Genomic DNA, 23,658 nt, shown 5'->3' with positions numbered 1-23,658 from the left:
TAGCATTTGTGTTGATATGCACGAATGGCTGTACAACAGATGCAATGCCGTTTGTACAAAACGGTGAAGGTGAACTTGCTGTTGTTCGTTTGGATGTCCGTGCCAACACTCCTGATAACATTTCCACCCGTGCATTGGATGAAAATACTATTCATGATCTTCACATATTGGTTTATAACAGTTTGGGTGAACTCACAGGCAAGAGTTATAAAACCTCAGCACCTTACACCGTAACTGCCCGCAGCGGAACAAACTGTACCATCTATGCCATTGCCAATACGGGCAATTCGACTCTTTTTGACGGAGCGGTTGCTTCTACAGAACAGAAATTAAAAGACTTAACGACTAACATAACATTGTGGAGTGATATAATAGGTTCAGATTATTTGCTTATGGCGGGCAGCAAAGAGAGTGTAACAATTGATGCAGGCGAGAGTACACTTGCGAACGGTATGACGGTTAGTCGCTTGGCTGCTAAAGTAAACCTGGCTGTTGGTGTGGCAGCGGGCAGTGGTATTACCATTACGAACTATAAGATATGCAGTCTGCCTGTTAACTCCTATTACATTAATCGTCCGCTTACTACCGAAAAAGATTCCATCGATATTACCGGTGAAACAAGCGTTGAGCCAAATAATATAAATACCACCGCTCACTGGACAAACAGTGGGTTGATTGATGCAGGTGGTGCTAGTAGTGTGAACACTACTTTTTATATGTTCGAAAACCGACGAGGTGTAAACAGTAGCATTGCTGCACAAAATCAAAAGATCAAGGCGAATGCACCGGATAGCGCCACTTATGTGGTGATAAACGGTGGAGTTCGGGGATACAAAGCAACTTGGAAGGTTTATCTGGGAGCCAATAATACCACCAACTTCAACATGAAGCGTAATTGCAGCTATACATATAATATTACGTTAAAACGCAATGATGTGGATTCAAGAGTTTCAGTGGAACTTACGACTCCCGCTATTGTGGGAGGCAACTCCAATTGCTACATGATTGCTCCGGGAGGAAGCGTGAGCATACCTGTGGAGCGTGCCAATGAAAGTCCTATTGCCATTGACGGGAGTGTTTTGTATAACGGGACTTATTACCAACTCTTAACCGAAGATAGCTGGACTGCCAGTATTCTATGGCAGAGCGTAGCTGGTTTGGTAACAGTCAGTAATGCTACAGGAACAGGTCCGACAGGTAGTTTTACGGTTACTGCCAATACGCCTGCAAGTAACAACGGCGGTAATGCAGTGGTGCAGATTAAGAATAGTGCAAATGAAGTGCTTTGGTCATGGCACATTTGGATAACGGGTTATAATCCTTCAAGTAGTAGCTACACTATAAATAACGGTTATCGTGACTATGTTTTTATGGACAGAAATTTGGGTGCGACTCGTAATGATTATAACGATATCGATGCTGGTTCTACAGGCTTGCTTTACCAATGGGGGAGGAAAGATCCTTTTCCTGGAGCTGACAGTTGGATCATATCAGATGGAGCTGATCCTGTTTCTGTTTTTAATGAATCAGGTGCAAATATGAATGTGTTAAGTAACGTGCAGGCTGTTTCTGTCTCGCAAAATTTTGCGAATTCGTTGCGTAATCCGTTTGTTTTTTATATAAGTCCGTCTTCTCCTCATGATTGGTATACCAATAGCACAGAATATCAGAACGATTATTTGTGGAATGTTGAATTAACCGCAGCTAAAACTATATTTGATCCTTGTCCGGCTGGTTGGCGTGTTCCTCCATTCTACGGAGTAGCGGGAATTCCAATTTCAACTGATTATGCGCCTTGGAGGTATTGGGTGCACAGTTATACAACTACATTTTCTTATTCTTACACAGAATCCTCGGGATCTACAGTTACTTACGGAGGTGTTTATTCTTCTACAACTTATAAAGGATATAAGTTTACGCGTGCAGGTGTAGAAACTTATTATCCTGCATCAGGTTGCCGACACGCTTATGAAGGCTCGTTTAACGCTGTAGGTGCGAGTGGTTACAGTTGGTCAGCATCACCAAATAACATGTCTGCTTACCGGCTGGGCTTCAACTCAGGAGGTACCGTGGCTCCGGCTAATTATTGGGGACGTGCTTACGGTGTTACTGTTCGTTGTGTAAAGGATGAATGATTAAATTTAGGCTATTAAAGATAAGCTCATGATGTGAATCACGGCCATTTGTTTGTTTTGTTTGTAGGGGCTATCTGAAAAGTAAGATAGCCCCTTTTTTTAGTTAGCTTCAATTCGTTAATGAGTCAATAGTTCTAGTAAATATAAAGTGTAAATAATAGGTGGTAAAATTACACGATAGAAATTTATTGATTATTTTTGTCCAGACATTAAATAATAATCAAAGTATGAAAATAGCCATCGCACAGATAGAAGCCCTAAAGGGAGATATCGAGAGGAACCTAAATAAACATGTAGCATTCATTGAGGAAGCGTTGGAACAGAACGTTGATTTGATCATGTTTCCCGAACTTTCGCTGACCGGTTACGAGCCCGAACTGGCAAAGAATTTAGCTACACATTCCGAAGATAGCCGTTTGGATGCTTTGCAAACACGAAGTGATCAGCAAAATATCATTATTTGTGCAGGTTTACCTACAAAATTGGATGAGAAGTTGTTTATCAGCATGGTTATATTTCAGCCATACAAACAACGGATTACGTATTCCAAACAATACTTGTATCCCACGGAAGTAGATGTGTTTACTCCGGGAAATACACCTTGTGTAATTGCTGCCGGATCGCAGGAGATTGTTGCACCTGCCATTTGCTACGAATTATCGAATGCGGCACATGCCGAAAAGGCACAGCGAATGGAGGCTACCGTTTACATGGCGAGTGTTTTAGATTCAGTGGGTGGGGTAGATGCCGATTTGCAAAGATTATCTCAAATAGCATCAACCTACAAAATGATCACTTTCATGTCAAATTATGTTGGCTGTTCGGGTGGGTATAAGTGTGCCGGAAAATCATCTGTCTGGAATTCGGACGGACAGCTGCTGGCTCAGCTTGACGACAAAACAGAAGGACTTCTTATATATGATACTGAAACCAAATTTGTTAATGAACTATATTATTGAACCCGGCTCCTTGAATGATGTTGATGAGTTAGAGCAATTGTACAATGAGCTAAACGATTACTTATCTGCTACGGTTAATTATCCGGGATGGATCAAGGGCATTTATCCGATTCGTGAAAATGCGCTTAACGGAGTGAAAAACAATACTCTTTTTGTGTTGCGTCATGATGAGCGCATTGCTGGTTCTGTTGTGCTCGATCATCAACCGGAAGAAGCTTATGAAGGAGTAAAGTGGCAAACAGAGGTTGGTTATGACAAAATATTTATGATCCGTACCTTCGTGGTTCACCCTGCCTTTATGCATACGGGCATTGGTCGTGCCTTAATGCGATTTTCTATTGAACAAGCGGCTTTATGTGGAATAAAATCTATCCGACTGGATGTTTACGAGAAGAATTTACCTGCTATATCTCTCTATGAAAAATGCGGGTTTCACTACATGGATACCGTCGACCTAGGCTTGGGGAATTATGGACTTCATTGGTTCAAATTGTATGAGAAATTAGTCTGACGTCCTTGTCTTGCTCGGCATGCAATAATCTGTTCAGGCTCCTAATGTCAATGCCTAAGTAAGAGGCCATGTCTGATTTGGACAATTTTAGGTTTCCCTCTTTCTGTATATCAAGCAGCTTAAGTAGTCCATACTTTGCAGAATATGCTTTTTGAAAAGAAGCTCTCTGGCTTGTTTTAATTAACCGTTCGGCTAGTTCTCCTAAAATAACATCTCTAAATTCGCGATTCTGTTCTATAAGGGAATGAAAACACGAAGTCGAGAAACTATATGCTTCAACATCTGTTACTGCCTGAATGTTGCATAAACATTTTATATGCCTAATGGCTTCTATTTCACCTACTACTTCGCCTGAACCTAGGAAATCAAAAATGAACTCTTTACAGTTTTCTTCGCTATAGAAACATTTTACCAGCCCGTTTTTTACTATTAAAACATGCTGTGTTATTTGCCCTTGCTTTAAGATGTCTGCTCCTTTTAGATACTTTTTTAACGAAACATTCTTGGAAGATTCATTTGCGTAAACCTTTTCTATAAGCGATAGTATGATATTATTTGTTTGCTGCATAGATGTTGTTAGGACATTTGTCCTTTTATGTTAGTTGTAATCGATCTACCTTTGTTCCTACAAATATATAAAATATAGTTTAATGTATGATAGATGGAATAAAAGTTGTTGCTTTTGATGCCGATGACACCCTTTGGGAAAATGAGGCGTATTTTCAAGAGTTTGAGGCGAATTTTTGTAAGATGGTAGGTTGTTACGTAACAAGTGAACAGGCTTCGGCCGAATTACTCCGTACGGAAATGAGAAATCTACATTTGTATGGATATGGAGCTAAGGGAATGATGCTTTGTATGATTGAAACAGTATGTAAAGTGGCCAAAGAAGAGAACGGTTTGAAGGCCGTGCAGGAAATACTAAAGCTGGGACATGAGTTGTTGCAAACTCCGGTTGAAATTCTTCCCGGGGTTGAAACTGTTCTTTCGGCATTGACTAATAAGTATCAATTGGTATTGGCCACTAAAGGTGATTTGCTAGATCAGGAAAGAAAAATAAGAAAATCCGGAATACAGCATTATTTTGACCGTATTGAAGTAATGAGTGATAAAACCTTGACCGACTATCAGAAAATGATTGATGGCATAGGATGTAAGCCACAAGAGTTTCTGATGATTGGTAATTCTATCAAATCTGATATTGAGCCGGTCCTAGCAATAGGAGGGCGTGCTGTGCATATTCCGCATCACATAACCTGGCAGTATGAAACACAGATTGATGGTAGTGTTTCTCATGAATTTTTCAGATTAGAAAAGATAGAGGAAGTTTTGAACTATTTATAAATAGATGCTTTCCTGAAGTTTTTAGCAAGATAGGAAAAGGACAACTGCATATCTTATCCTACCTTTTTGTCTACTTATCACTTTCATCGTATCATGAAAGCCTTTTTAGGTGAACCTTTGGGGGCTTATATCTTGAGAGTACGATTGGAAACAGCAGCCCGTTTGCTTCGTTATTCAGATCTCACGGTAGAGCAAATTGCTTATAGTATAGGATATGAAGTTCCGTCTTCTTTATCAAGGTCCCTATACTAATCTTGGAATTGTATACGATACTATTTTTGCTCAATGGTTGCCCGATTGTGGCTACGAACTTCGTAATGCATCTGTGTTTGAGAAATACATCAATGATCCGTCTCGAACAGAAGAAGAAAAACTAAAGACAGAGATTTATATCCCATTGCAGTAATTTATTTCTTATACATTTCTCTATACTGTTGTGGTGCAACTCCGGTTGTCTTTTTAAATAATCTGTTGAAATAGGAATGATCTTCATACGACAATAAGTAGGCTATGTTTTTTACCGGTATGCTTTCTGTTATTAAAATAAGTTGTGCTCTCTCAATTTTCTTTTGATTGATGTATTGCAAAGGAGTAATACCTATTTCTTTGTGGAAAAGGCGGATAAAATGATCTTTTGATAAGCAAGATATCTCTGCCAACGTGTCAATGTTCATCGGCTTATAGATGTTTTTCCGGATAAAAGAAAGTACTTTTCGGATGCGGTTGTCATTCAATTCTATTTTAGGTTTTCCTTCTTTAAGAAAGCGAGCGATGAGCTGGTACACAATGCCTCTTGATTCAACTTTATCCGAAAAAGTACGCTGCATGTTTTTGATGATGTTTTGAATAAGTGTGGGATCGTTATCGTAGCTGGTAGGATCCGATTGTGATAGCTGCATGGTGGGGTTGATGCTGCATAATCTTTTGATCAGTAGCAACTCAAACTCACCGGCGGTAATTTCTATGGGAAAGTTCCAATCTTCTAGAATGCTTGATTCTGATTGGTGATCCTCATAAATATGTAGGTAATAATGAACAAAATGCGAGTGACACACATAACTGTGAGTTGTAAATGCGGGTATAAGGTACAAATGATGCGGCTTTAATTCTTGTTTCCCTGTGGGTAGTTGAATGTAAGCACTCCCTTCGGTAACGTAATAAAGCCGGGTAAAAGGACTGCTTATATTTTGCCAATTCCAATCGGCGTTGTGAATGGCAAGTCCTACGTTAAGCACCAACAGGTGCAACTGGTCAATAGATTGTGTCATGGTATATGCAAAATAAATACATCTCTCGGCAATATCAAAGCCGGGAGTCGATATTTTCATATTCGGTCGCTCATTTATCCTATTCTTTAAGCTATTACATGCAATAATATCGATAAAAGACTATATAATAGCGCCTTTGTATTACTATGATGTTGTCCTGCTTCATATCTTTGTAGCATTCAAAAATGAAAAACAGATAAAAGAATCATACCATGAAAACAAAACATTTTCTATTTGCAGCCATATTCTTATTATTTGCAGAGATGACAGGTGCACAGAACTATCAGGTTCCTGTTTCTGAGAAAGATGAAAAGATGATGGAAGGGAAATTCAAACCGACTTGGGAGTCTTTAAAAAATTACAAGGTGCCCGAATGGTTCCGGAATGCTAAGTTTGGTATTTGGGCACATTGGGGACCTCAATGTGTAGAGGGGTCGGGCGACTGGATGGCCCGTTCGCTTTACATGGAAGGTTCAAGGGAATACAAATATCATCTGGAGCATTATGGCCATCCTTCTGAAGTTGGTTTTAAAGACATCATCCCCCTGTTTAAAGCAGAAAAATGGAACCCGGATAAGTTAGTTGCCCTATACAAAAAGATTGGTGCACAGTACTTTTTTGCCTTAGGTAATCATCACGATAACATGGATCTATGGGACAGTAAGTATCAGCCTTGGAACTCTGTAAACATGGGCCCTAAAAGAGATATTCTGGCAGAATGGGAGAAAGCTGCACGTAAATATGAATTGCCTTTCGGTATTAGTTTTCACGCTGACCATGCGTGGATTTGGTATGAACCATCACAACGTTATGACAGATTGGGCCCAAAGGCAGGTATCCCTTATGACGGAACTTTGACCAAAGCCGATGGTAAAGGAAAATGGTGGGAAGAATATGATCCTCAGGATTTGTATGCCCAAAATCATCCGTTGAGTAAAGGTAGTTGGAGTGATGGAATGATTCATCAACAATGGGGATGGGAGAATGGCGCTTGTGTGCCTACTCAGGAGTATATTACCAACTTTTACAATCGTACGCTTGATGCTATCAACCGTTACAATCCTGATTTGATTTATTTTGATGTGACCGTTGCCCCTTTCTATCCGGTGAGTGATGCCGGACTAAAGATCGCCGCTCATTATTATAATCATAACATGGCTACACATAAAGGTCGTTTGGACGCTGTCATGTTTGGTAAGATATTAGATAGTGAGCAACGTAAAGCGTTGGTCTGGGATGTGGAACGTGGAGCACCCGATAGAATTGTTGATGAGCCCTGGCAGTCATGTTCTTGTATTGGTGGATGGCATTATAATACGTCAATATATGAAAATAACGGTTATAAATCGGCCGCGTCTGTTGTTAAATTACTCGTTGATATTGTAAGTAAAAACGGAAACTTGCTGTTGAGTGTTCCTTTGCGTGCAGATGGTACATTTGATGAAAAAGAAGAAGCTATATTGAATGACTTTGGCGATTGGATGACTGTTAACAAAGAAGGTATTATCGATACTCGTCCCTGGAAAATTTTTGGAGAGGGACCTATAGCCGAATCTACTGTTCCCATGAATGCGCAAGGGTTCAATGAAGGAACTTACAACAAGGCTACTTCCAAAGAAATACGTTTTACGCAAAAAGATAAAAACTTATACGCTACGGTTTTGGCATGGCCGGAAGAGAAGCAGGTCATCATAAAATCATTGGCAAAAGGCAATACGTTGTACCCCGGTAAGATTAGCAAAGTCGAACTATTGGGATACGGAAAAGTAACATTTACTCGTACCAACCAGGGTTTGATCATTAACATGCCCGATAAACAGACTAATAAGATTGCTCCTGTATTTAAAATAAAGTAATATGAGTGATAAAGGGTACCGGGTAAAAGAGCACGATTGTTCCACGAAAAGATATTGTCAGACAATGGAGCTGAAAGATGTTCCGGAGTTGATACAAGAGTACATTATGTTTCATAGTCAAGCGTATGCATGGCCTGAAATCAGGGAGGGTATTCGTTCGGTTGGTATCTTAGAAATGGAAATCTACATCTCGGGGAATCGTCTATTCATGATTGTTGAAACTCCGCTTGATTTTGATTGGGATAAGGCGATGGCGGAACTAGCTACTTTGCCTCTGCAAAAAGAGTGGGAAGACTATATGGCGGTCTTCCAACTCTGTAAGCCGGGTGAAACTTCAGCAGAAAAGTGGAAGAAGATGGAGCGTATTTTTTATTTGTATGAATAATGCTAAACCTTTAAATGATAGTATGAGTTTTCGTAAATCGCTTCAAATCCTAATTTTTGAGCTAGTTGGTATGATCCAACATTTCCTGACCTACAGGCCCAGACCGGGCAGTAATTATTCTCTAAACAATAATCTATTAATGCGCAACATACTTTATAGGCGAAATGCTTCCCTCTATATTGCTCACAAGTTTCTATGCCTAGCTCTAGCGTGTTTTTTTCAATATAAGCACCGAAAGCGATGGCTGCGAGTTTGTTTTCGTAAAACAAACTATATCCTATGCTATGGGTTATGAAGTCCTCGGAATTGTTCCAAAACATTGATGGTATAACGGTTCCTCTCATCTCGTTGAAGTCTGCGGAAGAGGTTTCCCTAATCTGAATTTTATCAACTTCTGAATCGTTTTGAAAAATTTGTTTGTTTTGGTAAAACTTATCTTTGTTGAACTTAAAATGAGTTCTTTTGTGGTATTCAACAATTGGTTCTGTTTCCCCAAATAATTTCTTAATAGTAGAGCCCCATTCATTAGGATAGGCTTGCATCCATTCATCTTTTATTCTCTTTCCGCTTGAATTGAATACGTAACTCCTGAACTGGTTATTGAATTCATTATTATCACTTTTTCCAAATAACAAAGACATGCCATAAGGATGTATCACATAAAATGTTTGAGGATTTTCCGCATTATCTACATATATTTGCCCTTTTACTTTTTGGTCAATTACTGCGCGGGCAAATAAACTGTTAATTTCAACTTTTAGAATGGGATTGATTACTTTGGAGTAATCCTTTATGTTTAACTGTATCATAATAATGATGAATTGGTTTATTTGCAAATATATACATAGACAGCAATATAACATGAAGTCTGAATTAAAAAATAACTTTGATTTCTTTCTTGTTATTAAATAACGTGAGTTCGATGAAATCTTTTTGATTGATTTGTACGCTCTTAACGCACGATTGGAGAGATAAATGATTGGGACTAAATCCTATATTTGTACCTTTGTACTAAAAAATAAGAACCTCACCGGGGGATTGTGATTTCAGGTCAGCCTGTTATACTAGATGCCGGAAGTGTCACTACCGTAATTTATAACTTATAAATATACTTTTATGAAGAGATTCTTTTACTTTATCGCCCTGCTTATAGCGGCTTTCCTTGCAGGCAGCCCGCTGAAGGCGCAGGTCTCATTCGGAGATGCGAAACTATTTAATGAACATTGGCTGTTCAGCCTGTCGGACGACTCCACGTTTGTTCGCCCGGCTTTTGACGACAGTCAATGGAGAAAACTGTCACTACCACACGATTGGTCGGTTGAGGCTCAGTTGTCACCCACGCTGGCTAGTTGCACCGGCTACCTGCCGGGAGGAATTGCATGGTATCGCAAACACTTTAATATAGCGGATAAAGCCGCCCGTCATTACATTTATTTCGAAGCGATTTATAACCGCAGTGAAGTTTACCTCAACGGACATCTGTTGGGTAAGCGTCCCAACGGTTATATCTCGTTTTTGTATGACATGACTCCTTACCTCAAAGAAGGAGACAATGTATTGGCTGTTCGGGTTGATCACAGTCGTTATGCCGATTCACGTTGGTATACCGGCTCGGGTATTTACCGGGATGTATGGATGATTGCAGCTCCCGATACTCATTTTGCTCAATGGGGAATAGGCTGGCACGCCACTTCAATAAATGATAAAATGGCTTCGGTGGTGGTCGACATGGAGGTTGAAAAACATGCAGCCACAACTGCCCGATTAGAAGCACAGGCCACCCTTTTTGATGCTGATGGCAAGCAGGTTGCCAGCAAACGCGTTCGCGTGTCCGACGGTAAAAAAGGGATGACGAAAGAAACTGTTACGTTGAAAGTTCCCAAACCGCAAAGATGGGATTTAAGCTCTCCCTATCTTTACACATTGAAAACAGAACTTTTAAGTAATGGAAAACGTATCGATGGTAGTGAAACTAAAGTGGGACTTCGAACTTTGAAGTTTGACGCTGACAAGGGCTTTGCGCTCAATGGCAGATGGATGAAAGTGAAAGGCGTTTGTCTGCATCACGATGCCGGTTTATTAGGAGCTGTTGTTCCGCATGACGTGTGGAAACGTCGTCTGCAAAATCTCAAAGAAATAGGTGTAAACGCTATTCGTATGAGCCACAACCCGCAAGCACCCGTGGTTTATGAGTTGTGTGATGAATTGGGATTGCTTGTTATGGATGAGGCTTCAGATGAATGGGAGTTCCCAAAACGCAAGTGGCTGCAAGGATGGAATGTAGGCAAGCCTGGTTTCGATGGTACTTTCGATTTCTTTGAAGAATGGATTGAGCGCGATGTGACTGATATGGTACGCAGAGACCGCAATCATCCCAGTATTTTTATGTGGAGCATTGGCAATGAAGTTGATTATCCTAATGATCCTTATTCGCACCCCATATTAGACGGGTCAACCATCAGTCAGCCCATGTTTGGAGGATATGATCCGAAAGCTCCCGACGCCATGCGAATTGGCATTATTGCCAAACGACTGGCAACTTGTGTACGTGCTGTAGATACTTCTCGTCCGGTAACCGGTGCGTTGGCAGGAGTGGTTATGTCAAACCAGACTGCTTATCCGCAAGCTGTTGATGTCGTTGGGTACAACTATACCGAGGATCGTTATGATCAGGATCATGCCACCTATCCCAAACGTATCATTTACGGTAGCGAAAACCGTTCTGATTATGAAGCTTGGTGTGCTGTGCGCGATAAAGAATTTATCTTCGGTCAGTTTATCTGGACAGGAACCGATTACCTGGGGGAATCCGGCAGTTGGCCTTCACGCGGACTTTACACAGGTTTGCTTGATCTGGGTAGTTTCACCAAACCTCGCGGACATTTCCGGGCTTCTCTCTGGTCAGAGAAACCGGTTACTTACATCGGAACTTATCCCAAACACAATTACCTGTCTATCGATGCATGGGATAGCTGGAATTATGAAGCCGGACAACCTATTCGGGTGGTTTGTTACACCAATGCACCACAGGCACGCTTGTTGCTGAACGGGAAAGTTGTGGGTGAAATGAAACCATACGATCAGAAAACAGGGATTATCAGTTGGGACATTCCTTATCAGGCCGGTGAGTTGGTAGCCGAAGGTTGCGACAAAGACGGCCGCGTTATGTCAAACTACTCTATTAAAACATCCGGTCGTCCGTATGCGTTAAAAGTAACTGCCGATCGTGCAACCCTTTCGGGTGATCGAGCGGTAGCTCACATAACCATTGAGGTGGTTGATGAAAATGGCATTGCTGTTAAGCTGGCCGACAATAACATTACATGTGAAGTTGAAGGCCCTGCCAAATTACTCGGATTAGAAGGATCGGATAATCAGGATATGGGTGATTATACCGATAATCATCAACGCGTCTATCGCGGACGTTTATTGGCTTATATACAGTCGGTCGGCAAACAAGGACCGGTGAAGGTGAAATTCACATCACCCCTTTTACAAGGAGCAGAAGTGTCCTTACAAGTAGAAAAATAAAACAGGGGATATTGTATTTTGCTTGTTTATCATTTGCCAAAGCCAAATCGCTAGTTCAATCATTAGCGATTTGGCTTTTTAACTATTTGAACTTTATCGAATCATGCCAATATAAAGTGTAGTATTTGGAAAAACAACATAAGGAACAAGAAGCTTGCATTGAGATTGTTAATAATGAACAATTACCTTATCTTTGTGCTGGAAGTAAGGTCTAATTGGTCTTCACCATTTGATTATAATGAAAGTCTCATGAACCCAACGAATGCTATTGTTAAAGGATCAATGATGTGGAATTTGTGGCACGGTTGTCATAAGTTAAGTCCCGGCTGCAAGCACTGCTATGTTTATCGTGGAGATGCCAAACGCGATATAGATAGCTCGGTGGTAACACAAACTAAGAATTTTGATTTGCCTTTACGCAAGAAACGTAACGGAGATTATAAAGTTCCTGCGGGAACATTGGTATACACCTGCTTTACTTCCGACTTTTTTGTTGAAGATGCCGACCCGTGGCGTTCGGAAGCTTGGCAAATGATGCAACAACGCAGCGATCTCAATTTCTTGATTATCACAAAACGTATTGATCGCTTTGCGCAGTGCATGCCTGAGGACTGGAACGATGGGTATAATAACGTTACCATCTGTTGCACGGTGGAGAATCAGGCATGTGCCGATTATCGTTTACCAATTTACAAAGAAGCACCCATTAAGCATAAAATCATCATCTGTGAACCACTTTTGGAAAAAATAGACTTACAACCTTTCAATATTGGCACGTGGATTGAACAGGTGGTTGCAGGCGGAGAGTCGGGAAGCGAATCTCGCCCGTGCGATTACGACTGGGTGATGGAACTTCGTAACGTATGCATGGAACACAACGTTTCATTCTGGTTTAAACAGACGGGTGCAAAGTTTATTAAGGACGGTAAACTCTATTCCATCAAACGCCAGTTTCAACATTCTCAGGCACGTAAAGCAGGGATCAACCTTTAGTACTCTACCTTTTCGAACTTATATCCTAATCGTTTCAACTCAATGGCAACTCCTATGCGAAACAGGACCTTCACGGCGCGTGCAAAAACATAAAAAGCCATCGGACTTTGAGGCTCTATCTGTTCAGCCCTAATGAGTGCCACCGCTGTCTGTGCACTTCTGCGAATCATACTTTCCAAATTCTGAGCCTCTTCGCTATCCAAGGGGATACCTAGCAAATCCCTTACTATATGTTCATCCATATCATCAAAACCCTGTTCGCCATAGAACGATTGGTATGCAGCTTTCGAAATGAAATCCCAATCAGTGTCCCATCCGTAAGCAATGGCTAAACCCAGATAAGCAGCCCAAGCGACCGATACAGTTGGATATTCATTGATTTGTCCCACGGCATCTGCCATGTATTCTGGTGCCAGCACATTCCACTGATTGTCTATGTCATCGGTGGCAAGCAGTTTACCATCTAGCATGTTGTATGATGTACACAAGCGCAGCAATTCCTCCTGCAGCTTATCTTCAAAACTATCTAAATACTCTTTATCCATTTTTGATTCATTAGAACTTACCCATATTACTAAGGCTGTAAGTATGATATTGATTTTGTATATTACGTAATTTACATGACGCAAATATACGTAATATACATTCAAAAGCCTAGATTTTCTTACCGATATAGAACACATATCCGTAGAACTCTTTGTATTTGGAGTACAACTCCTTCTCATACCGTTGGCCGGCAATCAGTTCTTCTGCCGTTAGGTTACCTGCATGCTTCTGTAGAAATGCCTCCTGAATTTTGCTGCACGGAGTAAAATAATGCTCAGTCCAACAACTCTCCGGCAAAACAAATGTTGCAACGGGCAAATATCCTGCATCCTGCATTTGAGCAACTTTATGAGAGATAGTGTCTATTTCAGGATAGTGCGCCATCCAAAAATCATATATTTCATCGGGTCGTTGGGCGGTAAACCAAGAACCTTCAGATACTGCAATATATCCTCCTGTTTTCAGGTAGTCGCGCCATTCTTTCATACCTCGTTCGAAACCGATGTTATAGATAGCTCCTTCACACCAGATAAGATCCAGAGATTCTTTCTCAAATGGCAATTTGTCCATCGAACCTACTACACCTTTCACCCGGTCGGAAAGACCAAGTGAGCCTGCATTTCGGTTGAATATATCAATAAAATCGGGGAAAATATCTAGCCCTGTAACCTGACCCGTGGTATGTTTGGTTAGCGTCATAGTTTGCCCGCCCGTTCCACACCCCAAGTCTACAATCCGAGATTGTGGAGAGAGATTATCAATAAATCCTAGTGCCTTTATGGTTGCTTCGGGGCTACCGGGTCCTTGACGTTCAACGTTTGAGAAATACTCACAGATTAAATTAAAATCGAAATCGTGAATTGTTTTATTATCGTAACTCATTGTTTTGGTGTATTGGCATACGTGCGAAAACATATCAATGCTATTCAACATCGTATGCAGATTAAAAACTAAAATAATAGTAATAGAAAAATAACCCTCGAAAAGAACTATTCGAGAGTAAACGAAAGGACAACCTGTATCAAACACACAGATTGTTTACTACACCAAATCCAAATTCAATGTTATTGTCATGATGCAAAGATATAAAATGTTTTTTGTGAAATCGAAGAATTTTGATTATTATCGCTGTATCAGTATAGATATGGTGTTTTTCTTATTCAGATTATCTAAAATTTATGCTTAACATGACAATCCATCAGGATTTCGGTATGATCCAATTTATCCGTTTTTAGTGAAGTAAAAAAGAAAAAGGAGCTCAAAATGAACTCCTTTCTTTTGGTGATCCGCCTGGGGCTCGAACCCAGGACCCCAACATTAAAAGTGTTGTGCTCTACCAGCTGAGCTAGCGAATCAATCCTTTATTGCTGTTAAGCGGGTGCAAAGATAGGGACTTTTCTTTTAAATGCAAGCATTTGGCGGGGAAATATTTCATTTATTTTTCGGTATAATCGCTTATCTGCTCATTATCAGAGGATTCCGTAGGTGAATTATTTTCTTGTCCACGTCCTATAATATAACGCTGGTAATACGAAAGTAGCAAAGTGGTTATGGGTAGTGCAATGATCATACCGAGCATGCCCATCAACGATCCCCAAATGGAGAGCGATAGTAAGATGATGGCGGGATTCAGTCCGGTAATCTTTCCCATGATGCGGGGAACCAAGAAGCCGTCTTGTATGAGTTGCACCACGGCAAACACTACCAGTGCCATGGCTATGATTACCCAAAAGTTTTCTCCCGTCTCAGCAGCTTTCAGCATGGCAAGGGCAATGGTGGGTATGAACCCGATAATCTGAAGATACGGAACTAGGTTCAATACACCGATGAATAATCCCAAACCTATGGCCAGGGGGAAATCTATCAGCAGAAAGCCGATGCTGAACAGTATGCCTACACAAAATGCCACCAATGCCTGTCCCCTGAAATACGTATTCATGCCTTTTTGCATGTCACTGACCAAAGTCGCCACGAAGCCCCGGTATTTTACCGGCAACAGGTGAATCCAACCTTCGGCTATTGATTCATAGTCGAGCAGAATGAACACAATATACAGCAGTATGATGAACGAGGCGAAGATGCTGAATAGAAAGTCGATGGAATCAGATAGCATAGCCCATAACTTGGGCATGATGTTTTTAGCCATGTCCGACAGGTTTTCTTGGCTAAACAATTTGTTTACTGCCTCTGCATCAATGTTCTGCCGGATGAATTCAGACAGGTTGTGAGGTATGGTGTTCGTGTTCAGTTCATCAGTAAAGTACATGACCAACAGGTCGTTCACGCGGGTAAACTCTTCCATCACCGGTGGAACGAGTAGGAAGGCAGCAGCTGTTCCTACGGCACCTATAGAGGCAAATGCAGCAAAAATGGAGAGGAGGCGGTTGCGCAACCTTAATGTATATTGAAAGAACTTAACCAGTGGATAGAGCAGGTAAGCAATGAGCCAAGCAATGAAGAACGGCAGCAGTACGCCGCTCAGCCGCTCTACCAACATCAGTATGCCAACTATGATGGCCATGCTCAGGACCATCCGTATGAAACTGTCGAATGTGATTTTCTTCTCGAGCATGGTCGGGTAAGTTAGAGGTTATTCTTATCTTCTTCTATAGCCCGGTTATAGCAAGTGCGGCAAAGGGGTTCGTATTCGGCGGTTTCACCCAGCAAAACCTGTTTGTCGCTCTTCACGGTACGGTGAGAGAAAGAAGCAAGCTGTCCGCATTTCATGCAGATGGCATGCACCTTAGATACTTCGTCGGCAATGGCACAAAGACCCGGCATGGGGCCGAAAGGCTTACCCTTGAAATCCATGTCAAGTCCGGCAATGATTACGCGTACTCCGTTGTTGGCCAATTGATTGCATACATCAATCAGTCCGTCGTCAAAGAATTGTGCTTCGTCAATGCCCACAACATCTATTTCCGAAGTGAAGAGCAGAATACTGGCCGAAGAATCAATCGGTGTGGAAGCAATGGTATTGCTGTCATGTGACACCACGTTCTCTTCCGAGTAGCGCACGTCGATGGCCGGTTTGAATATTTCAACCCTTTGTTTGGCATACTTGGCGCGCTTCAACCTGCGGATGAGTTCTTCTGTTTTGCCCGAGAACATGGAGCCGCAGATTACCTCAATTCTTCCTCTCATTTTTGTTTCATGTATCTGATCTTCCGAAAATAGTACCATTTTAAAGTGTGTTATAATTAGCTGCAAAAATAACACTTTTGTTGGCTTAAAGATATTATTTCATTATTTATTTCTACATTTGCGCTATCGTTCGCAGATGAAAATGATATGCAAACATTATTGACTGATATAGAACTCGATATAAAGGAACTGAAGTATCTCATAGATACCATTGAGCGCGATCCGCAATCGCCCTTGAAAGACGTGGCACGCCGTAGCATACGCCAGATGCATGCGCACCTGGATGCCTTGGCGCAACAGCTTGATGCGCAAATACCTGTTACATCAGAAGAACCGGCAGTTCAGCATGTTTTTTCGGTGCAACCGACTGAACCTGTTGAGCCGATTGTGTCTGAAGAGGTTGTTGTTCCGGTCATACCGATTGTTGAATCGGGTCCAACTGTGATTTTGGCCGACAGGATTAAAAGGGCGGGAAGTCTGCGAAAGGCGATGAGCCTGAACGATACGTTTCGTTTTGCGAGAGAACTTTTCGGGGGCGACTCTGATAAAATGAATGAAACGTTGCTCCATCTGGAGGGGTGCTCTTCTGCCGATGAAGCAATAAGATATGTATCTTTCGCCGTGGATGATCAGTGTGACGAGGAAACGCTGGCCGACTTTACGGAGTTGATAAGGAAATTCTATAATTAACAACGACATGGGAAAACTGTTTGTAGTGCCTACGCCGGTAGGAAATCTGGAGGATATGACCTTTCGCGCTATTCGGGTGCTGAAGGAGGCCGATCTGATTCTGGCCGAAGACACGCGTACATCGGGTATTCTGCTGAAGCATTTCGAAATAAAGAATGCCATGCAGTCTCACCATAAATTTAATGAACATAAAACGGTAGAGAGCGTTGTTAATAGAATAAAAGCAGGTGAAACAGTGGCGCTGATCTCGGATGCCGGTACGCCGGGTATTTCCGATCCGGGCTTTTTGGTGGTACGTGAGTGCGTGCGCAATGGTATTGATGTGGAGTGTCTGCCGGGGGCAACTGCATTTGTTCCGGCTCTTGTGGCTTCGGGGTTACCCAACGAACGGTTTTGTTTTGAAGGTTTTCTTCCCCAGAAGAAGGGACGCATGACGAAACTAAAGTCGCTTACCGATGAACCGCGTACCATGGTCTTTTATGAATCACCCCACCGCTTGTTGAAAACGCTCACCCAGTTTATGGAATATTTCGGGGCTGAACGGCAGGCTGCTGTTTCGCGCGAGATTTCAAAACTGCATGAACAAACCGTGCGAGGCACGTTGGCTCAACTGGTGGAACACTTTACCGCAACCGAGCCGCGTGGCGAGATTGTGATTATCTTAGCAGGAATAGACGATAAAAAATAACTTAATTAAGAAACGTAAAATTAAAGCGTATGAAAAAGTTAGTAGTATTAATTATGTGCGCAGCATTCTTTGCTTCTTGTAACAATAAAGGTGGAAGCAGTGAACAACTTAGAGCTGAAAATGACTCACTCTTGAGCGAATTGACACAACGCAATTCAGAGCTGGACGAGATGATGGGTACATTCAATGAAGTTCAGGAAGGATTCCGTCAGATCAATGCCGCCGAAAGCCGTGTTGATTTGCAAAGAGGAACCATTACTGAAAATGCGGCTTCTGCCAAACAGCAAATAGCCTCTGATATCGAGTTCATTACCAAGACAATGGAAGAGAACAAGGCACAGATTGCTAAATTGCAGTCTATGTTGAAGAATAGCAAAAATAATTCGGCTCAACTGAAGAAAGCGGTTGAAGCACTTACTGCCGAACTGGCTGCCAAGACTCAACGCATTGAAGAGTTGCAGGCCGAACTGGCTGCTAAGAATATCCGCATTCAGGAGTTAGACGAAGCAGTTACCGGACTGACAGCTGACAAGGAGAATCTTAGTGCCGAAAATGAAGCGAAAGCAAAAACGGTTTCTGAACAAGACAAGGCCATCAATACCGCCTGGTATGTGTTTGGAACCAAAGCGGAACTGAAGTCTCAGAAGATTTTGCAGAGCGGTGATGTCTTGAAGAGTTCTGATTTTAATAAGGACTACTTTACACAGATTGATGTTCGCACTACCAAAGAGGTAAAGCTTTACTCCAAACGTGCAGAAGTGTTAACCAACCACCCGGCAAGTTCTTACACACTTGATAAGGACGACAAGGGTCAGCTTACTCTTCGCATTTCCAACCCGAAAGAATTTTGGAGCGTATCTAAGTATTTGGTTATTCAGGTGAAGTAAATATAGAACCTGGTTTTAATGATAGCCGGTATGCTTCACGCTGATGAGCATACCGGCTTTTTTTCTATCTTATCAATGAAGTATAAAAATCTGTTTTTTGATCTGGACGACACGCTTTGGGCGTTCTCACTAAATGCCCGAAATACGTTCGAAGAAATTTATCACAAGTATCAATTTAATCGGTACTTCGACTCGTTTCATCATTTCTACTCCATCTATCAGGATATCAATGTGAAGTTATGGGCGGAGTATGGCGATGGCAAAATAACCAAGCAGCAGCTTAATAATGAACGTTTTTACTATCCGCTCAAGAGTGTGGGTGTGTTTGACGAAACATTGGCGCAAACCTACTCGGCCAATTTCTTTGAGCTGATTCCAACCAAGAGCGCACTGATGCCTCATGCCAAAGAAGTGCTGGAATACTTGGCACCTCATTACAACCTCTACATCTTGTCGAACGGTTTTCGCGAACTTCAATTCCGCAAGATGCACTCGGCAGGCATTGACGGTTATTTCAAAAAAGTGATTCTTTCCGAAGATATCGGTGTGATGAAGCCCTGGCCTGAAATCTTTCACTTTGCCCTCTCAGCTACGCAGTCGGATCTGAATGAGTCACTTATGATTGGCGATAGCTGGGAGGCTGACATTACCGGAGCACACGGTATTGGCATGCATCAACTATACTACAATGTAAAGGGTACAGCCGATGTTCCTTTTCAATCAACCTATGAGGTTAGCAGCTTGAAGGAAGTGATGGGAATATTATAGAAAAAACGCCTGCGTCCTCATAAAATGATAGAAAAAAAGTATCACCAAGTATCACCAATCTTGCAATGTCTTGATTATCAATTTCTTATGTGTGACACTTGGCTAAAAAAAAGCCTCACCAAGTATCACCAAGTATCACCAACTTTTTTGGCGATTATTCCTTATAAACATACATCTGTTTGTTGTTTGTATATAGGACTTTTCGTTAGTTTCTTTATGTATTTATTTTGCGGATTAGCCGTTTTCGTTACATTCGAAACTCCGCAGTTTGTGCCCTGTAATAACCTAATAACCACAATGGTTTGGAATTAACACGGTGTCTCGCGCCGGTTCGCACGGTAGCAAAAGGTTCCTGAGAAACCGTGTTATGACCGTAAGACGGTTGCTCATGAACCAAAAGACGGTTTATGATTTAAAATTGCTCGTTATCTTTTTGAAAAAGTCGGTTATGTTTTTCAAAAAGTTGGTTATGTTTTACCAAAGTCTTGCCGCTCCTTGTCGCATATATTATGCGTGATACTTACTGAGTCGCATTATAAATGTAAAAATGCGAATTATCTCTTTCTGCTGTCTTTCTGCTGTTTCTTTCTCGTTAAATTGCTAATTTATGATTCCTCAATTTGTTAGGTATTTACCTATGAATTGTAGTTTATAACTGTTTTTTCTCTGTTTTATAACATCAATTAGGGTTTGTTTTTAACAATTTGTTATATATTTCGGCTTTTATTTCGAAAATCCTTGTTTTTTCATATAATATTAATAAATTTGCAATTTGTTAGAGTATAGAACAAATTAATGTTAAGTTAAACTTTAAGAGAAGAGAATTTATGAAAAGAAAATTAATGTTGTTATTAACCTGCCTTTTTGTAGGTATCGGTTTGGTAACTGCTCAAACTCAGAAAGTAACAGGGACTGTTATATCTGAGGAAGACGGCTTGCCGGTGGTAGGAGCCTCTATTTTGGTTAAAGGTACTACAGTAGGTACCATTACTGATGTAGATGGCCAATTTACGTTGTCAAACATACCTTCTTCAGCTAAAGTGCTGCAGATTTCATATATAGGTATGCAGAGTCAGGAAGTGGCAATTAAACCTACGGTGAAAGTTGTTCTCAAATCTGATGCAGAGATTCTTGACGAAGTTGTGGTTGTAGCCTATGGTACAGCCAAGAAGGGGTCTTTTACAGGTTCGGCTTCTTCTGTTAGCGGTGAAAAAGTATCTAAACTTCAAGTGTCTTCTGTTTCTAAAGCACTGGAGGGGGCAGCTCCCGGTATACAGGTAATTAATCAATCTGGTCAACCTGGTGAAAATGCGAAAATAAGAATTCGTGGAGTCGGTTCTTTTAGTGCTTCTTCTGCTCCGTTGTATGTTGTTGACGGAATGCCATTTAATGAAGAAGCTGTAAATACAATTAATCCCGCAGACATAGAAAGTATATCAGTCCTTAAAGATGCAGCGTCCGCCTCTTTATACGGGTCGCGTGCTGCAAATGGAGTCGTTATGATTACGACGAAAAAAGGTAAAGCTGCTAAAACTAAAGTTTCTGTTGATGCACGTTGGGGGATTAATTCAAGGGGGATACCAGAATATAATATAATGAAAGACCCTGGTGAATATTTAAAAACATATTGGACTGTTTTGAAAAATCAGGAGAATGCGACATTTGCTTCAGAAAATTTAATTTCCGACTTAGGTGGGTATAATCCGTATATCAATGTAGCTAATAATGCTGTCGTATCAACATCTGGTGAATTAACTTCTGCTAAATTAAAGTATACTGATGATTGGGCAGATGAGACTCTTAAAAACGGTGTTCGTCAAGAATATAATATTAATTTACAAGGAGGAAATGATAAAACGAATCATTATTTGTCACTAGGATATTTAACAGATGAGGGTATTTTAAGAAATACAGACTTTGACCGTTTTTCAGCTCGTGCTAACATTAATCATACGGTTAATAATTTGATTGATTTGGGGACAAATCTTTCGTATGCAAGAACGGAAAAGAATGCAGGAAGCCAAAGTAGCTTATCTAATTATTCTAATGCGTTTATGTTCACTCAAAAAATAGCGCCGATTTACCCAGTGTATGCTTACGATGCTAGTGGAAATAGACTTTATAATGATGATGGGTCTGTGATTTATGATTTTGGAGATGGTACTTATGGATCTCGTATGGGAGGGTTCTCTAATCAAAATTCTGCAGCAACTTCTTCATTGAATCGGAATGAATCTATCAGCGATAACTTTAATGGTAGAGGCTTTTTAAATCTAAAACTGTTTAATGATTTTAAATTCAGTGTTAATGCAGGATATGATGTGTTAAATAGCCTTCGTACTTTGCACATGAATAAAGCTTTTGGTGATGCTCAGAAAGTAGGTGGACGTACATATAAATACAATAATCGGTATGAAACATTTACGGCAAATCAGCTGTTGAGCTATGTGAAAAGATTTAATGATCATAATATTGATGTCATGTTAGGGCATGAATCTTATTCATATAAAAGAAGTTATCAATATACTCATAAATATGGTTTCTACGTAAATGATAATCCAGAATTTAATAATGCTATAACAATGGGAGACATGGATTCTTACGTTCAGGAACATAGCATGGAAAGCTGGTTCGGGCGTATTAATTATGATTTCTTGGATAGATATTATTTATCAGGAAGCTTACGTACAGATGAGTCTTCTAAATTTCATCCAGATCATAGGAGAGGAACTTTCTGGTCTGTAGGTGGTTCTTGGAGAATGAGTCAGGAAGATTTTATGAAATCGCTAGATTGGATTTCTGATTTAAAATTGAGAGCGAGTTATGGAACTCAAGGTAATGACGGAATACTTGATGAGGATAAAGAACCTGTTTATCAACCTTACATGAAGCAATATGCTGTGAGTAATAATAATGGTTCATTTAGTTTAGTAGAAACCTATAGGGGAAATAAAGAACTTACTTGGGAAACAAGTTATAATTTTAATATTGGTGCTGAAATTGGACTATGGGATAATCGGTTAAAGGTTGAATTAGAGTATTTTAATAAGAAAACTGTAGATATGCTTTATAATATGCCTTATCCAATTTCTTCTGGAATTTCATACGTTCCAATGAATCTTCTTGATATGAGAAATCAAGGAGTTGAGTTTACTGTCTCCGGCTCACCTATAAAAACTCGTGATCTTACATGGAATGTTTCATTTAATGGAACACATTATAAAAATAAAATACTTAATTTGCCGGAAGAAAAAAGAGCTAATGGGATTACACATAGCACATACTATCGTTTGATGGAAGGAGGAACTGTGTATGACTTCTTCACATATGAATATGCTGGCGTTGACCCTGCTAATGGCGATGCGTTATGGTATATGGATGTTAAAGGTACTGATGGTAGTGTAACAAAGGAAACTACTAATGACTATACAAAAGCTACCAAATATGATTTAGGAACTGCTTTACCTGATTTTATTGGTGCCTTTTCTACTGACATTACATACAAAGGTTTTGATTTAGCAATTTCAACAAACTTTCAATTAGGAGGTCAGATTCTTGATGCAATGTATATGAGCGCTATGCATGCAGGCAGCTCACCCGGAGAAAACTGGCATAAAGATATTTTAAATAGTTGGACCGAAACGAATCAGAATACTGATGTGCCTGTTCTTGATGGCGCGCAAAATTCAAATTCGGTTTCTTCAAGATTTTTAATTGGTGCTTCTTTCTTTAATTTAAGAAATATAACTTTGGGTTATACTTTTCCTTCTAATTGGCTGAAGTCTTTGACTGCTACCAATGCTCGTATATACATATCAGCAGATAATGTGGCGCTGTTCTCAAAACGCAAAGGAATGGATCCTCGCCAATATCTTGAAGGGCAATCTCAAGCAAACTATTCTGCTATACGTGCGCTTTCTTTTGGAGTAAGTTTAAACTTTTAATTTTAAATA

Annotated in this window: 21 protein-coding genes, 1 tRNA gene and 1 pseudogene; 15 read left to right on the top strand and 8 right to left on the bottom strand. The window is 40.6% G+C overall.

Annotation, left to right across the window (positions count from 1 at the left end; translation table 11 throughout):
• Window positions 1-44 precede the first annotated feature (44 nt).
• The 3 genes from ACKPCE_RS02295 (at window position 45) to ACKPCE_RS02285 (ending at window position 3,605) form a co-directional block, all read left to right on the top strand.
• Window positions 45-2,135, top strand: a complete 2,091-nt coding sequence (locus tag ACKPCE_RS02295) for a DUF4906 domain-containing protein (protein WP_319504049.1) — start codon at window positions 45-47, stop codon at window positions 2,133-2,135.
• Window positions 2,136-2,362: 227 nt separating this feature from the next.
• On the top strand, window positions 2,363-3,094 hold the full coding sequence (locus ACKPCE_RS02290; RefSeq protein ID WP_319504048.1) for a carbon-nitrogen hydrolase family protein: 732 nt from the start codon (window positions 2,363-2,365) through the stop codon (window positions 3,092-3,094).
• Window positions 3,078-3,605 (top strand): GNAT family N-acetyltransferase, encoded by a 528-nt coding sequence (locus tag ACKPCE_RS02285; protein ID WP_319504047.1) that lies wholly within the window; start codon window positions 3,078-3,080, stop codon window positions 3,603-3,605. The genes ACKPCE_RS02290 and ACKPCE_RS02285 overlap by 17 nt, the downstream gene beginning before the upstream one ends.
• Here ACKPCE_RS02285 and ACKPCE_RS02280 read toward each other — a convergent pair.
• Window positions 3,580-4,173, bottom strand: a complete 594-nt coding sequence (locus ACKPCE_RS02280) for a Crp/Fnr family transcriptional regulator (RefSeq protein ID WP_319504046.1) — start codon at window positions 4,171-4,173, stop codon at window positions 3,580-3,582. The two genes, ACKPCE_RS02285 and ACKPCE_RS02280, sit on opposite strands and share 26 nt — an antisense overlap.
• Before the next feature lie 86 nt (window positions 4,174-4,259).
• Between ACKPCE_RS02280 and ACKPCE_RS02275 the strand changes: the two genes are divergently transcribed.
• The 3 genes and pseudogenes from ACKPCE_RS02275 to ACKPCE_RS02265 all read left to right on the top strand — a co-directional run bounded on the left by ACKPCE_RS02275 (window position 4,260) and on the right by ACKPCE_RS02265 (window position 5,355).
• The gene (locus tag ACKPCE_RS02275; RefSeq protein WP_319504045.1) at window positions 4,260-4,949 is read left to right on the top strand and encodes an HAD family hydrolase; all 690 of its coding nucleotides are present in this window, start codon (window positions 4,260-4,262) and stop codon (window positions 4,947-4,949) included.
• A gap of 69 nt (window positions 4,950-5,018) precedes the next feature.
• Window positions 5,019-5,192 (top strand): annotated as a pseudogene (locus ACKPCE_RS02270) (helix-turn-helix domain-containing protein); the annotation flags it as partial.
• On the top strand, window positions 5,164-5,355 hold the full coding sequence (locus ACKPCE_RS02265) for a GyrI-like domain-containing protein (RefSeq protein ID WP_319504043.1): 192 nt from the start codon (window positions 5,164-5,166) through the stop codon (window positions 5,353-5,355). The pseudogene ACKPCE_RS02270 and the gene ACKPCE_RS02265, both read left to right, overlap by 29 nt.
• A 1-nt stretch (window position 5,356) precedes the next feature.
• On the opposite strand, the gene ACKPCE_RS02260 is transcribed toward ACKPCE_RS02265, so the two are convergent.
• A complete protein-coding gene (locus ACKPCE_RS02260; RefSeq protein WP_319505907.1) occupies window positions 5,357-6,217 on the bottom strand; it encodes an AraC family transcriptional regulator in 861 nt (286 codons plus the stop codon).
• Window positions 6,218-6,429: 212 nt separating this feature from the next.
• On the opposite strand from ACKPCE_RS02260, the gene ACKPCE_RS02255 reads away from it, so the two are divergent.
• Together ACKPCE_RS02255 and ACKPCE_RS02250 are read left to right on the top strand one after the other, a co-directional pair.
• Window positions 6,430-8,073, top strand: coding sequence for an alpha-L-fucosidase (locus tag ACKPCE_RS02255; RefSeq protein WP_319504042.1), 1,644 nt, complete (start codon window positions 6,430-6,432; stop codon window positions 8,071-8,073).
• Window position 8,074: 1 nt separating this feature from the next.
• Entirely contained in the window at window positions 8,075-8,458 is a 384-nt protein-coding gene (locus ACKPCE_RS02250) for an L-rhamnose mutarotase (protein WP_319504041.1), read from the top strand.
• A 2-nt stretch (window positions 8,459-8,460) separates the two neighbouring features.
• Here ACKPCE_RS02250 and ACKPCE_RS02245 read toward each other — a convergent pair whose 3' ends face one another.
• Complete coding sequence (locus ACKPCE_RS02245; RefSeq protein ID WP_319504040.1) at window positions 8,461-9,267, bottom strand: GNAT family N-acetyltransferase; 807 nt, start codon at window positions 9,265-9,267, stop codon at window positions 8,461-8,463.
• Window positions 9,268-9,574: 307 nt separating this feature from the next.
• Between ACKPCE_RS02245 and ACKPCE_RS02240 the strand changes: the two genes are divergently transcribed.
• Both ACKPCE_RS02240 and ACKPCE_RS02235 read left to right on the top strand, forming a co-directional pair.
• Window positions 9,575-11,989, top strand: a complete 2,415-nt coding sequence (locus tag ACKPCE_RS02240) for a glycoside hydrolase family 2 TIM barrel-domain containing protein (RefSeq protein ID WP_319504039.1) — start codon at window positions 9,575-9,577, stop codon at window positions 11,987-11,989.
• A gap of 249 nt (window positions 11,990-12,238) precedes the next feature.
• Window positions 12,239-12,982, top strand: a complete 744-nt coding sequence (locus tag ACKPCE_RS02235) for a DUF5131 family protein (protein WP_319504038.1) — start codon at window positions 12,239-12,241, stop codon at window positions 12,980-12,982.
• Here the strand turns inward: ACKPCE_RS02235 and ACKPCE_RS02230 are convergent.
• The 5 genes from ACKPCE_RS02230 to ACKPCE_RS02210 form a co-directional block, all read right to left on the bottom strand.
• On the bottom strand, window positions 12,979-13,527 hold the full coding sequence (locus ACKPCE_RS02230) for a hypothetical protein (RefSeq protein WP_319504037.1): 549 nt from the start codon (window positions 13,525-13,527) through the stop codon (window positions 12,979-12,981). The genes ACKPCE_RS02235 and ACKPCE_RS02230 overlap by 4 nt on opposite strands.
• A gap of 109 nt (window positions 13,528-13,636) precedes the next feature.
• The gene (locus ACKPCE_RS02225; protein WP_319505906.1) at window positions 13,637-14,410 is read right to left on the bottom strand and encodes a class I SAM-dependent methyltransferase; all 774 of its coding nucleotides are present in this window, start codon (window positions 14,408-14,410) and stop codon (window positions 13,637-13,639) included.
• A 397-nt stretch (window positions 14,411-14,807) separates the two neighbouring features.
• Window positions 14,808-14,883: transfer RNA gene (locus ACKPCE_RS02220), tRNA-Lys, on the bottom strand.
• An 80-nt stretch (window positions 14,884-14,963) separates the two neighbouring features.
• On the bottom strand, window positions 14,964-16,100 hold the full coding sequence (locus ACKPCE_RS02215) for an AI-2E family transporter (RefSeq protein WP_319504036.1): 1,137 nt from the start codon (window positions 16,098-16,100) through the stop codon (window positions 14,964-14,966).
• 11 nt (window positions 16,101-16,111) lie between these two features.
• Entirely contained in the window at window positions 16,112-16,711 is a 600-nt protein-coding gene (locus ACKPCE_RS02210) for a thymidine kinase (RefSeq protein ID WP_024995837.1), read from the bottom strand.
• Between the two features lie 108 nt (window positions 16,712-16,819).
• Between ACKPCE_RS02210 and ACKPCE_RS02205 the strand changes: the two genes are divergently transcribed.
• From ACKPCE_RS02205 to ACKPCE_RS02185, 5 genes are all read left to right on the top strand, one after another.
• Window positions 16,820-17,362 carry a DUF8457 domain-containing protein gene (locus tag ACKPCE_RS02205; protein ID WP_319504035.1) on the top strand — a complete coding sequence of 181 codons (543 nt, stop codon included), beginning with the start codon at window positions 16,820-16,822 and terminating at the stop codon, window positions 17,360-17,362.
• A gap of 7 nt (window positions 17,363-17,369) precedes the next feature.
• On the top strand, window positions 17,370-18,050 hold the full coding sequence (gene rsmI, locus ACKPCE_RS02200; RefSeq protein WP_319504034.1) for a 16S rRNA (cytidine(1402)-2'-O)-methyltransferase: 681 nt from the start codon (window positions 17,370-17,372) through the stop codon (window positions 18,048-18,050).
• Between the two features lie 29 nt (window positions 18,051-18,079).
• Window positions 18,080-18,937 carry a Cbp1 family collagen-binding glycoprotein adhesin gene (locus ACKPCE_RS02195; RefSeq protein WP_319504033.1) on the top strand — a complete coding sequence of 286 codons (858 nt, stop codon included), beginning with the start codon at window positions 18,080-18,082 and terminating at the stop codon, window positions 18,935-18,937.
• Window positions 18,938-19,012: 75 nt separating this feature from the next.
• Window positions 19,013-19,705, top strand: a complete 693-nt coding sequence (locus ACKPCE_RS02190) for a YjjG family noncanonical pyrimidine nucleotidase (protein ID WP_319505905.1) — start codon at window positions 19,013-19,015, stop codon at window positions 19,703-19,705.
• An 827-nt stretch (window positions 19,706-20,532) separates the two neighbouring features.
• Window positions 20,533-23,649, top strand: a complete 3,117-nt coding sequence (locus ACKPCE_RS02185) for a SusC/RagA family TonB-linked outer membrane protein (RefSeq protein ID WP_319504032.1) — start codon at window positions 20,533-20,535, stop codon at window positions 23,647-23,649.
• Window positions 23,650-23,658: the final 9 nt, after the last annotated feature.

The sequence above is a fragment of the Bacteroides graminisolvens genome (assembly GCF_963666085.1).
In the GTDB taxonomy this organism is placed as follows: domain Bacteria; phylum Bacteroidota; class Bacteroidia; order Bacteroidales; family Bacteroidaceae; genus Bacteroides; species Bacteroides graminisolvens.
Note: the sequence above shows the minus strand (reverse complement) of the source record. Positions and strands in the feature narration are given on the sequence as shown.